Origin of the sequence: Pseudomonas moorei, from assembly GCF_008801475.1 — a bacterium.
In the GTDB taxonomy this organism is placed as follows: Bacteria; Pseudomonadota; Gammaproteobacteria; order Pseudomonadales; family Pseudomonadaceae; genus Aquipseudomonas; species Aquipseudomonas moorei.
In genome coordinates this window covers 107,736-119,767 of sequence record NZ_VZPP01000017.1, presented here as the reverse complement: position 1 = coordinate 119,767, position 12,032 = coordinate 107,736, and the positions used below count along the sequence as shown (strand labels likewise).

The following is a 12,032-nucleotide window of genomic DNA, read 5'->3' as shown; positions in this document are numbered from 1 at the left end:
CCAGACCGAAAACGTACCGCTCACTCGGAGTTCGGGCGAGCGGCACTTTGCATGATTTTTATGTGTGCCCTCCTACTTGCAACACTTTTACCATTCGGTCCTCTATTAAAAAAGTTGCTCTTTCGCTACCACTCAGGCGTATTTGCCAGGTTTCAATTTTAGCGTTTGTGAGTTTTTTAAGCTTGGTCTCGCCAGCCAGTCTTGCAGCCTCCGAGGGCGATGCACCAGTGTTTTTTATCGCGTTTTGAAAAGCATCGAACGTATCTTGTGCGGATTTTGTAAGACCGCTCTTTTTAAAAGCAGCACCTGATTTCGAGTAAGTCCAGGAGGCGGGCATTTCTACGTTAGTGGGATTTGGTGCGGTCTGGTTTCGGGTGAGTAGAGGGTTGTTTTTTTTATTTGAAACATTGTGGGCTTTTGCCGCGTTGGCATTCTGAGTCGGTCGCGCTCTTGATGCAGATCGTGTTGAACGTGCGGTATTGGCCGGGGTACTGCTTGTTAATGACTTTGACTGTTTGGAAAGTTTAATCAACGAGTCTGTTTTATTGGTTGTCGCTACAGTCGCCGGGAAATATTTCAATAACCAGATTGCCAGACTGGAATGCCCACTGGGATCCAAACGATTCACCGGATCGCCAATGCAATACGCATACGCATTCAACCCACCCTCCCCAAATGGACTCCAACTGTCCGGGCTGTTGAATCGCATCAACACCGGGTTGAACGCACGATAGCCTTTTCCCAGCAAGTAGTGCCCAGTGATCGGATCCGGCCGTTCGCCGTTGAAGCTGAGCAGGCTGAGCAAACCGTACTGTGGCGCGCAGTGCCCGTAAGGGGGGAAGGCGAGAGGATGAGGCCGATTCGAGTCGAGCGCATTCAACACCGATCGCTGCTGGTCGGTGGCAAGCAATCGGGTTTCCACGTTGCTGTTCTGGCGCTGTTGTTGCGCCACAAGTTGGTCGTCGTGCTGAATGATCGAGCGCTGCGTGGTGCCTTGAATCTCGGTGGCCAGGCGATCTTTGAGGTAGAAACGCTGAGTGGTTGCTTGCTTCGCTGGAGAGGAGGCGGTCAGTTGATCTAGGGGGTCGTAGTGGTAGTGGCAAAGTAGCGTTTCACGGCTGGACTGCATGAGCATGGTTCCCTGAAAAGTCTTTAAATTCAGGGATTTACTCTGGAGCAATCAAGAAAGGTTGCCTACTGCCAGAAATGATGGGTTCACAATGCCGCCAACGCCCCCTGATACAACACCGGCCCTGTCGGTTGCCCGGTCGGCGAGCCGCCCTTCGGCTCCAGACTGACCGCCAACGCAATCGGTTTGCCGATCAGCGCTTTCTGCGCGTCGCTCAGTTCAACCTTGCCTTTGCCGCCCGCCGGGATCACCCCGAGGGAAACCGGTTTGCCGTCGGCCGGTATCGCCCACAGTTCCAGGCTTTGCTGCGGTGTGATCGCCGCCAATGCCAGCGGTTCGACTTGCAGGTAATCGGCGTGCGCCTGGACCCGCAATGCCGGCTGCGCATCGGCGCTGGCCAGGGTTGCGCTGTAGCGCACGTCGTCGCGGGTGTAGATCATGCCGATGGTCACGGCGATCACCAGCGTGGCAATCGCCGCTGTTGCCCGCAGCCAGTTCCAGAACGGGCGTTTGTGCGGCAAGTGCAGGACCTGCGGATCGATGCGCGCGGTAATGCCTTTCCACACGCGATCCGGCACCGGTTGCTCAGGCAGGGTATCGGTGAGGCTGGCAAGGCTTTGCTGCCATTGCGCCAATTCCACGCGTAGCGCCGCGTCTTCCAACAACAGCTGTTCGAAGCGTCGACGCGCGGCCGAGGGCATCAAACCGATGGCGTAATCGGCGGCAAGGGCGCGGCGCAGGGATGGCGTTTGATAGTTCATGATTCGAGGCACCTGCGCAGGCGTTCCATGCCACGGCGGATCCAGGATTTCACCGACCCCAGCGGCGCCGCCAGGTGTTCAGCCAGTTCGGCGCCGGACATTCCCTGAAAGTAGGCGATGGTGATCGATTGACGCTGCATGCCTTCGAGGCTGTCCAGGCAGCGCTTCAGGGCGCTGGCCTCGCGTGCACTGCTCAACTGTTCGTGGGCCGATGGGGTTTCGTCCACCAGTGATTGTTCTTCGAGATCGCTCAACGGCCGGTCGCGGTGTTTACGCAACTGGTCGATGGCCTGGTTACGGGTGATGTTGATCATCCAGGTCAACGGCGCCGACAGATGCGGTTCGTAGCGCGAGGCGTTGTTCCAGATCCGCACGAAGCTTTCCTGCAGCACTTCTTCGGCCAGGTCCGGGCGCCCCATGAAACGCAGGGCCACGCCATGCAAGCGCGGGCCTACGCTGCGGTAAAGCGTCTCGAACGCGCGGCGGTCACCCAGTGAGCACTGGGCCAGGAGCTGCCTGAGCTGATCGGCGTCGGCGATGGAAATAGCGGTTCTCCAGGCAATCAAGTCGGCGATGGTCGGCGGCGTGGGGTGCCGGTTGCAGGCAGAGGTTAGTTCACGGTGCGCAGTTGTTCCATTCACCAGCGGATACCCCGGAAAACCGCCGGCCCCCAGGCGCGGGGCCGGCGACATGGCTCAGCTTTTCGGCATCAGGACTTTGTCGATGACCTGAATCACGCCGTTGGACTGGTACACGTCATAGGTGGTGATGTCGGCGACGTCGCCTTTTTCATCCTTGATGGTGATGTTGTGCGGGCCGTTCATCGTCGCCCATAGCTTGCCGCCCGCGACTGTGGTGAGTTCGGTCTTGCCGCCGCCTGCCTTGATCTTCTCGGCCAGGGTCATCATGTCGAGTTTGCCGGCGACCACGTGGTAAGTGAGGAGCTTGGCCAGGGTGGCTTTGTTTTCCGGTTTCAGCAGGGTGTCGACGGTGCCGGCGGGCAGGGCGGTAAACGCCGAATTGACCGGAGCGAAAACGGTGAACGGGCCTTTGCCCTTGAGGGTGTCGACCAGGCCCGCGGCCTTCACGGCGGCGACCAGGGTGGTGTGGTCGGCGGAATTAACCGCGTTATCGACGATGTCTTTGCTCGGCAGCATGCTTTGGCCACCGACCATCACGCTGTCATGGGTCATGGTGGCGGCTTGTGCGGTGGTGGTCAGGGCGAAGGTGCCGCCAAGGGCGAGGGTCAGCAGGCTGGCAATCAACGGTGTTTTGATCGAGGTGCGTATCATGGTGATGATCCTTTTGGGGGAGAATCGGCCAGGAATGTCTGTCCGTGCTTGATATACGGGCGTGGGGGCAAGCTGGATGCAGCACCGGGAAAATATTGTGATAAATCTGATCCCTGTAGGAGCGAGCAGGCTCGCTCCTACAGGGGCGGGAACAATGTCGGGGGATACCAGTCCAACACACAGCTTTTCACCGCCCACTGCCGGGCGGTTTTTCATAGGGGATGTCTGGATGAAGATTTCACGCGCTTTTGCACTGGCTTCGTTGATGAGTCTGGCGGCCAGCCCGGTCTTCGCTCAGTTCAGCCTGGGCGATGCCGCCAACGCCATTTCGGGGATGCAGGGCGGTAACGCCGCCACTGATGCTGCACCGACGCCGCAGACAGCCGACTTGCTGGGCGCGCTCAGCCAGTTGAACGTAACCCCGCAACAAGTGATCGGTGGCACCGGAGCGATGCTGGCGTTGGCGAAAAATCAGCTGAGTTCGACCGACTATTCGGAACTGGCCAAGAGTGTGCCGGGAATCGACAGCCTGTCGGGTGGTGGCGAATTGGGTTTGCTCACCGGTTTGCTCGGTGCAACCGGCAAGGCGGCAGGGCTGGATAATGCCTTGGGCAACGTCAAGGACACCAACGACTTGAACAACGCCTTCAGCACGCTGGGCATGGACAGCGGCATGGTCGGTATGTTTGCCCCGGTGATCCTGCAATACCTCGGTCAGCAAGGTGTTACCGGTTCGCTGTTGCAAAGCCTGGGCGGCATCTGGGGGACCGGCATCGGCACCGGCAGTTGATCAACGGCTCTCGCCGCGCAATGCGTCGATGCGCCAGTCCTTTTCGATCCAGAGCTGGTTGACCCAGTTCTGGATGTCTTCGCGAAACCGCGGATCGTTTTCGTAATCGCCCTGCCACAGCGCCGGGTCGAGTTCGCGGGTCTTGATGTCGATGATGACCCTTGGCACGTTGCCGCTGATCAAATCCCAGAACCCCGGAATTCCCTGCTGCGGATAGACCACGGTCACGTCGAGAATCGCATCCAGCTGTTCGCCCATTGCCGCCAGCACAAACGCCACGCCACCGGCCTTGGGCTTGAGCAGGTGAGTGAAGGGTGACTGCTGCTGAGCGCTTTTCGCTGCGGTGTAGCGAGTGCCTTCCAGATAATTGACCACCGTCACCGGCTGGCGCTTGAACAATTCGCAGGCCTGTCTGGTGATCTCCAGATCCTTGCCGGCCAACTCCGGGTGCCTGGCCAGAAACGCCTTGGAGTAGCGCTTCATGAACGGGTAATCCAGCGCCCACCACGCCAGGCCCAGGAACGGCACCCAGATCAGCTCTTTCTTGAGGAAGAATTTGAAGAAGGGTGTGCGTCGGTTGAGTGTCTGGATCAGCGCCGGGATGTCGACCCAGGATTGGTGATTGCTGATGACCAGGTAGGAGGTGTCGCGACGCAGGTCGTCACCGCCGCGTATGTCCCATTGAGTGGGGATGCACAGACGGAAGATCAGCTTGTCGATTTCCGACCAGGTCTCGGCGATCCACATCACCGACCAAGAGGCGTAATCGCGAAAGCGGCCGGGCAGGATCAGTTTGAGCAGGGCAAACACCATCAAGGGCCCGATCAGGGTCAGGGTGTTGAGTAACAGCAGCAGGGTGACGAAACAGCCGGTGAGCAGGCGGCGCATAGGTAACTCTTGAAAGCGTTTGGGCGCGCCATGATAAGCAGCTTCGGGCGGCAGGCCAAATCGGCTGATGACGAATGTTTCACCCTTGGGTGGGTAGGCTGGGTGGGAATATCAGGCCCCATCACGATGTTGATGGCACCGGCCCCTTCGCGGGCAAGCCCGCTCCCACCGTCGATTGTGGTGTTTTTGAGTCACACAAGACCCTGTGGGAGTGCGGCTTGCCTGCGAGGCGATTTCAAGAACGAACGAATTGCCCGCTGAGGGTCTAAAATTTCGCTGCCCCATTTATCCAGGACGCCCATCACGTGAAATCCCTTCTCGCACTGTTGTCCCTTTTAGCCCTGCCGGTGCTGGCCGCCGAGCCCACCCTGTACGGGCGTTACGAATACATCGCGCTGCCGGAAATCGGCGGTGAAGTACTCAAGGCGAAAATGGACACTGGCGCCCTGACGGCGTCGCTGTCGGCCAAGGACATCGAAACCTTTACCCGAGATGGCGAGAACTGGGTGCGTTTCCGCCTCGCCACCAAGGATGCGAGCAACAAGGTCTACGAACACAAGGTCGCGCGGATCAGCAAGATCAAGACCCGCTCCGAAGAGGACGAAGACGAAGAAACCGCCGCACCGACCAAGCGCCCGGTGGTCGAGCTGGAATTGTGCCTGGGCAACGTCAAGCGCACGGTTGAGGTCAACCTGACGGATCGCAGCAACTTCAACTATCCGTTGCTGATCGGCGCCAAGGCCCTGCGCGAGTTCGGTGCGGCGGTGAATCCGGCGAGAAGGTTTACGGCGGACAAGCCGGATTGTTGATTCATGGGTTGAGCACCGTGCAAGGTCCGGTTGGCCGGACCTTGCACGGAGCTTTTTCAGTGTTTGCCCACTATCAGAACGGCTAGTGCGTTGGCGTCGTCAGGTTAAACCTTCGGCATCGTGGCTAACATCGAAGGCCGCTGGCTCACCTCGAAATACCACGCCGCCAACTGCGGATTCGTATCACGCCAGGCCAGGTCCGGATGGCGCAAATCCAGGTAACCCAAGGCACAGGCCACGCTGATCGCCGCCACATCGAAATGACTGGTCAGTTCGGCGATCGCGTCTTTTTCCAGCAAAGCCAGGGCGCGGCGGATTTTGTCACGCTGACCGTCGAGCCATTCATCCCAGTGTTTTTCCGGGGCGCGCAGGGCCACTTCGTAACGGATCAGCACGGCGGCGTCCATGATGCCGTCCGCCATGGAGGCCAGCGTCAGGCGCCGCCAGCGGGCGGAGCCCTCGCGGGGAATCAGCGGGTTGCCGACGTGCTGGTGGTCGAGATAGTCGAGGATCACCCGGCTGTCGTGGATGACGTTGCCGTCGTCCAGACGCAGCGCGGGGATCTTGCCCAACGGGTTGTCTTCGTTGAGGGTCAGGTCGGGACTGACCGGCGTCAGTACGCTGGTCTGCAAAGCCACGCGGTCCTGTTGACCGGTTTCGTGCAGCAGCACCATGACTTTACGCACGAAGGGCGAGAGAGGGTTGTGGTACAGGGTCATGCTCGGGGTGGACATGGCAGTGACTCGGTCGGTGGCGGTGTCACGCAGCATAACGTGTGGAGGCGATAGCTCAAGATCACCGTCACCTGTAGGAGCGAGCCTGCTCGCGAAAAACCTGAGCGCGCCGAGCGGTGTCAGGTGCCCGGCGTCATCGTTATCGGCCATCGCGAGCAGGTATTGCGTTTTAGCTGGCGGGTTGCAGCGTCTGCGCGGCTTCAGGGCCTGAAACTGCCTGAGGCTTGAGCTCGCGAGCAACGGTCCAGACGATGAACGCTGCCACGATGTCGAAAATCGCCAGCACCACGAACAGCGGGCTGTAGCCGATCTTGGTCACCATCACGCCAAACACCAGGGTGAAGGCGGCCGCACCCAGGTAGCCGAACATGCCGCCCATGCCCGTGGCGGTGGCCACTTCGTTTTTGCCGAACGAGTCGGAGGTGATGGCGTACAGCGCGCCGGACAAGGTCTGGTGAGCGAAACCACCGATGCACAGCAACGCAATGGCGGTGTAGGGGCTGGCGACCAGGCCGATGCACGCCGGGCCGATCATGCACGAGGCACCGAACAGCAGGACCATTTTGCGCGAGGTGAACAACGACACTTTGCAGTACTTGTGGAAGAACGGGCTCAGGTAGCCGCCGAGCACGCAGCCCAGATCAGCGGCGAGGAACGGCAGCCAGGCGAACATCGCGATTTCCTTGATGTTCATGTGGCGCTCGGTCATCAGGTACAGCGGAATCCACGCGTTGAAGGTCTGCCAGGCTGGCTCGGAGAGCATCCGGGCGCTGGCGATGGCGTAGAAGTTGCGGCTGCCGATGATCTTCTTCCAGCTGCCTTTTTTATGGGTGGTGTCTTTGAAGTGATCTTCCTGGCCGCTGAGGATGTAGTCGCGCTCTTCATCGCTCAGGCGTTTTTGATCGCGCGGATGTTTGTAGAGGATCATCCACAGGAACGTCCAGGCCACGCCCAGACCACCCACTATCAGGAACGCCAGCTCCCAGCCGCTGTGCAGGATGGCCCAGACCACCAGAGGCGGCGCCAGCACGGCGCCAATCGACGAGCCGATGTTGAACCAGCCGATGGCCACCGAGCGCTCTTTGGCCGGGAACCATTCAGTGGAAGTCTTGACCGCCGCCGGCAAACCGGCCGCTTCCGTCAGGCCGAGCAGGCCGCGGACAAACGCCAGTCCCTGCCAGCCCGTCGCCAGTGCCGCCAGCGCGCAGGCGATCGACCAGGCGAAGGCAAAAATGGCGAAGCCCATTTTGGTACCGATGGCATCGATGATGTAGCCGGCGACCGGTTGCATGAACGCATAGCAAAGCTGCCATGCAACGACGATGTGCGAGTACTGCTCGGTGGAGATGTTCATTTCGCTCATCAGGGTCGGAGCGGCCACTGAGAGGGTATTGCGAGCCAGGTAGTTGACCATCAGGCCGGCAGTCACCAGACCGACCATCCACCAACGGATGCCTTTGACTTTCATCACTTCACCATTCTTTATTTTTGGATTTTTTGGTGTTGCCGTTGTTGTAGGTTGTCGTACAACATGCGTCTTTATAGAAGCACACAGGTTAAAGTGTCAACAAATATGTCAGGGTATTTGCAGGGTGAGGCGACCGGCGGAATAGATAGTCGTCGTATAACTTGTAGGAGCGAGCCTGTCGAATCGTCGCACCGTCGCGATGGTCGTCAACGATGACGCGGGGAGCCTGATGCCCCGCGGCGAATTCGAGTGCATCGCGAGCAAGCTCGCTCCTACAGGGGGGGGCGTCAATTGCGTTGCAACAACCCTCGCAGGCCAAGCGCAGCGGGGATGCCGAGGCCCAGCCAGCTCAGGGCGTCCCAAACGCCATCGCCCAGCAGCGCGGCAAACAACCCGGCGGCGCTGAACAGAGCGATGACGGCGGGAGTCGCGAAGACCTTCCAGAAGTTCGACTGCCGGGGCCTCATGCCATGCTCTCCGCTTTTTCCAGCAGCGGTTTCGCGGCTCTGCGCCGTACCACCCAAAGGTAAACCCCGCTGCCGAGCACGATGATCGTCAGCACATCCAGGGTCGCCCAGAGGATTTTCATCGGCAGGCCGCCGTAGTCACCGAAGTGCAGTGGCTGCGACATGCCCATGGCGTCCATGTACCACGGGCGTTCGGCCACGGCTGTGACTTGCAGGGTGCTGGCGTCGATCAGGACTGGCGTCAGCAGGTGCGAGGTCAGGTGCGTGCTGCCTTTCATGAACACTGCGTAATGGTGCTCGCTGGAGAAGCGGGTGCCGGGGAAGGCGATGAAGTCTGGCTGCATGTCTGGCGCGACTTTGTTGGCGATGTCCAGTAAGCGGGTAGCGGGCGCCCGTTGTGTCAGCGGCGGTGCATCGCGGTACGGCGCGATCATTGCGCTGAGGCTGTCGTTGCGCCAGGCGGCGATCAGCAAGTCGGCGCAGGCGCTGATGACCCCGGTCACGCCGACCACCAAGGCCCAGGTCAGGGTCACGACACCGATCAGGTTGTGCAGGTCGAGCCAGCGCAGGCGGGTGGATTTGTCCTGGCGCACGGTGGCGAATTTCAAGCGCCGCATGAAGGGCAGATACAGCACGGTGCCGGAGATGATTGCCACCACGAACAGGATGCCCATGGCCGCCAGCAGTAACTTGCCCGGCAGCCCGGCGAACAGGTCAACATGCAGGCGCAGCATGACCATCATCAAGCCGCCATTGGCCGACGGCATCTCCAGCGCCTGGCCGGTGCGGGCGTCGAGCATGAAGGTGTGAGACGAATTCGGTTCGGTTCCGGCCGTGGGCGCCATGATCGCGATCACGGCGTCGGGCTCATCGTCCTCGAAACCGAAATACTGCACGACGTCGCCGGGGCGATGCTTTTCGGCGGCCTGCACCAACTGCTGCAAGTTCAGGTGCGGGGTGTCCGCAGGCATAACCTTCAGCTCGGCGGCGTCGCCCAGCAAATGGTCGATCTCGTGATGGAAAATCAGCGGCAGGCCGGTCAGGGCCAGCATCAGCAGGAACACCGTGCAGATCAGGCTGCTCCAGGTGTGCACGACGGACCAGCGGCGAATTGTTTTGCTTTTCATTTCATGGCCTTCGGATATACCGAAGCCGTCCATGGAGGACGGCCTGGTTGTGGGGCAGGTCAGGTCACGCCCTTACCACTTGTAGTTGACGCTGGCCATGACGTTGCGGCGGTCGCCGTAGTAGCAATAGAAGCCGTCACAGGTTGAGATGTATTCCTTGTCGAATACGTTATTGGCATTGACGGCAACACTGACGCCCTTGAGCGTATTGTTCAGACGGCCCAGGTCGTAATGAACAGCGGCGTCATAGACGGTGTAGGAATCGGTATGGCCGTCTGATTTATCGCGCACGAATTCCATGCTTCCGATCGCGATGTTGTCGGTCTCGCCGATGTAGCGCACGCCGAATCCAAGTCCAAAACCATCCAGGACGCCGGTATGCCAGGTGTAGTCAGCCCAGGCAGAGGCCTGGTTTTCCGGCGTCAGTGGCAGGGGGCGATTTTGGTCCAGGGGGCTGGTGACTTTGGTCATCCTGGTGTTGGCGTAGGTATAGGCTGCCGTCAATTTGAGGTTTTCGTTGACGTCGCCGGTGGCTTCCAGCTCGAAGCCACGCACTTTGGCTTCACCCAGTGGACGCGATACGCCAAGGGTGTCGCTGAGCACGATGTCTTTTCGCGTCAGGTCATAGGCGGCGGCGGTGAACAGCATATCGCTGCCTGGAGGCTGGTACTTGAGCCCCACTTCATATTGTTTGCCAGTGCCCGGGCGAAAAGCCTGGCCATTGGCACCACCTGCTTCGGCTTGAAAGGACTCGGCATAGGAGACGTAAGGGGTGAAGCCGGAATCGAACACATAGCTGAGGGCGGCATTGCCGGTGAAGGCGGTGTCGTTACGGGTGTCCCTGGCGTCGTTCAGGTTGTAGAAGGTCGAGTCGGTGTGCAGCCAGTCCTGCCGCCCACCCACCGTCAGGCGCCAGTTATCGAGGGCCATCTGGTCCTGGGCATAGAGGCCTGTGTCATGGGTCTTCTGGTTGTAGTCATTGAACGCGGTGTAGCTGACGTTGCTGAAGTCCTGGCCGTAAATCGGGTTGATGATATTGCTGGTCGGTGCGCTGCCATACAGCCATTGGTAGTTGGTGTTGACGCGCTGATGGTCAAGTCCCAGCAACACAGTGTGCTTGAGCGGGCCCGTTTCAAAATCGGCCTGGAAGTTGTTGTCCACGGCGAACTGGCTGATGTCTTCGTTGACGATGTTGGCGCCCCGGGCCACGGTGCCGTCGTCACTGACCGAACCATAAAACCCGCCCGCGGTGATGCCCTGGAAGGATAGATCGCTCTTGGTATAGCGCAGGTTCTGACGGAATTGCCAAACGTCGTTCATCCGGTGCTCAAAGGCATAACCCAGGGCGTAGTAAGTCTTGTCGTAGAACTCCCATTGCGGGTCGCCGAGGTTTTTGTGGTACTTCACCTCGCCGGCAGGCGATGAAAGCTTGGTGCCTTGCAACGGCAGAAACTGGCTGGTGATGCCGGTATCGTCACGGTTGAACTGGCTGAGGAGGGTCAGTCGGGTATCGGGATCAATGTTCCAGGTCAGGCTGGGAGCGATGTTGTAGCGTTTGTCGTCGTTGTGCTCGATGGTGGTGTTGCTGTCCCGTACCACGCCGCTGACACGGTAAAGAAAACGCCCTTCGTCGTCGACGGGGCCGGTGCTGTCGAAGCTGATCTGCTTGCGCTGATAACTGCCGATCTGCAGTTGCACTTCGTTGCTGGCAAAGGCTTCAGGACGACGGCTGACCATATCGATCAACCCTCCGGGCGGTGTCTGGCCGTACACCGAGGATGCGGGGCCGCGCAGCAAGGCCACGCGCTCGAGATCCCAGGTTTCCATTTTCGGCATGGTGTAGGCGCCCTTGGGGAGCGGCAAGCCATCGAGAAATTGAGTCGGTTCAAATCCGCGGACCTTCAGCCACTCGGCGCGGCTGTCACTGCCGTAGCTGCTCGCGACAACACCGGGCATGTAACGGACGGCGTCGTCCAGGTTCTGTACGGCGCGATCTTGCATCTGCTCGCGAGTGGCGACCGAAATCGAACGCGGCACTTCGGCCAGAGCCGTATCCGTCTTGGTCCCGGCGGCCGTGCGCTTGGCCAGGTAGCCTTGCACCGGTCCCCAGGCGCTTTCAGTGTCTTCTACGCCGATCACGCTGGTTGCCGGCAGGGCCAACGCGCCCTCGGGAACGGCCGCCAGACTGTAGGTGCCGGTGCCGCTCTGTTCCAGTTGCAGGCCGCTGCCGCGCAAGGCTTCACGCAGGGCGCCAGGGGCGTCGAACTGGCCTTTGACCGGTGCCGAGGTCTTGCCCGCCGCGAGCGACGGATCGAGCGACAACGCCAGGCCGGCCTGACTGGCGATCTGGTTCAGCGTGCTGGCCAGGGGCGCGGCCGGCAAGTCGTAGGCGCGAACGCTGGTCGCCTGTTCAGCGGCAATCAATTGGCTGCTGGCCAGGGGGGCGCAAAGCGCAATGGCAACCGCCAGCAAACCGGGGCGCAACAAGGTGTCTGGGGAACGGGGCATACGGCGGCTCCTGAAAGGGAATATTTCTCAATTGCCTGGGTGCCGAGTGAAAAATGAAA

12 protein-coding genes are annotated in these 12,032 nt (G+C 60.1%); 2 read left to right on the top strand and 10 right to left on the bottom strand.

Going from position 1 to position 12,032, the window contains the following annotated elements:
- Positions 1–58: 58 nt before the first annotated feature.
- The 4 genes from F7R06_RS27035 to F7R06_RS27020 all read right to left on the bottom strand — a co-directional run bounded on the left by F7R06_RS27035 (position 59) and on the right by F7R06_RS27020 (position 3,182).
- The gene (locus F7R06_RS27035; protein WP_090325825.1) at positions 59–1,129 is read right to left on the bottom strand and encodes an RHS repeat-associated core domain-containing protein; all 1,071 of its coding nucleotides are present in this window, start codon (positions 1,127–1,129) and stop codon (positions 59–61) included.
- Between the two features lie 86 nt (positions 1,130–1,215).
- Positions 1,216–1,890 (bottom strand): anti-sigma factor, encoded by a 675-nt coding sequence (locus F7R06_RS27030; RefSeq protein WP_090325823.1) that lies wholly within the window; start codon positions 1,888–1,890, stop codon positions 1,216–1,218.
- Positions 1,887–2,531, bottom strand: coding sequence for an RNA polymerase sigma factor (locus tag F7R06_RS27025; protein ID WP_090327580.1), 645 nt, complete (start codon positions 2,529–2,531; stop codon positions 1,887–1,889). Before F7R06_RS27025 ends, F7R06_RS27030 begins: the two co-directional genes overlap by 4 nt.
- A gap of 54 nt (positions 2,532–2,585) precedes the next feature.
- Entirely contained in the window at positions 2,586–3,182 is a 597-nt protein-coding gene (locus F7R06_RS27020) for a fasciclin domain-containing protein (RefSeq protein WP_090325820.1), read from the bottom strand.
- Positions 3,183–3,411: 229 nt separating this feature from the next.
- Between F7R06_RS27020 and F7R06_RS27015 the strand changes: the two genes are divergently transcribed.
- Positions 3,412–3,972 carry a DUF2780 domain-containing protein gene (locus F7R06_RS27015; RefSeq protein WP_090325817.1) on the top strand — a complete coding sequence of 187 codons (561 nt, stop codon included), beginning with the start codon at positions 3,412–3,414 and terminating at the stop codon, positions 3,970–3,972.
- Here F7R06_RS27015 and F7R06_RS27010 read toward each other — a convergent pair whose 3' ends face one another.
- A complete protein-coding gene (locus tag F7R06_RS27010) occupies positions 3,973–4,860 on the bottom strand; it encodes a 1-acylglycerol-3-phosphate O-acyltransferase, YihG family (protein ID WP_090325813.1) in 888 nt (295 codons plus the stop codon).
- A gap of 305 nt (positions 4,861–5,165) precedes the next feature.
- On the opposite strand from F7R06_RS27010, the gene rloA2 reads away from it, so the two are divergent.
- Entirely contained in the window at positions 5,166–5,669 is a 504-nt protein-coding gene (gene rloA2, locus F7R06_RS27005; RefSeq protein WP_090325810.1) for a retropepsin-like aspartic peptidase RloA2, read from the top strand.
- A 104-nt stretch (positions 5,670–5,773) separates the two neighbouring features.
- Here the strand turns inward: rloA2 and F7R06_RS27000 are convergent, their stop codons facing one another.
- From F7R06_RS27000 to F7R06_RS26980, 5 genes are all read right to left on the bottom strand, one after another.
- Complete coding sequence (locus F7R06_RS27000; protein WP_090327577.1) at positions 5,774–6,403, bottom strand: glutathione S-transferase; 630 nt, start codon at positions 6,401–6,403, stop codon at positions 5,774–5,776.
- Between the two features lie 169 nt (positions 6,404–6,572).
- Positions 6,573–7,871, bottom strand: a complete 1,299-nt coding sequence (locus F7R06_RS26995; RefSeq protein ID WP_090325807.1) for an MFS transporter — start codon at positions 7,869–7,871, stop codon at positions 6,573–6,575.
- Positions 7,872–8,158: 287 nt separating this feature from the next.
- Entirely contained in the window at positions 8,159–8,338 is a 180-nt protein-coding gene (locus F7R06_RS26990) for a hypothetical protein (protein ID WP_090325805.1), read from the bottom strand.
- The gene (locus F7R06_RS26985) at positions 8,335–9,465 is read right to left on the bottom strand and encodes a PepSY-associated TM helix domain-containing protein (RefSeq protein ID WP_090327574.1); all 1,131 of its coding nucleotides are present in this window, start codon (positions 9,463–9,465) and stop codon (positions 8,335–8,337) included. Before F7R06_RS26985 ends, F7R06_RS26990 begins: the two co-directional genes overlap by 4 nt.
- 72 nt (positions 9,466–9,537) lie before the next feature.
- Complete coding sequence (locus tag F7R06_RS26980) at positions 9,538–11,973, bottom strand: TonB-dependent siderophore receptor (protein WP_090325802.1); 2,436 nt, start codon at positions 11,971–11,973, stop codon at positions 9,538–9,540.
- Between the last annotated feature and the right edge of the window lie 59 nt (positions 11,974–12,032).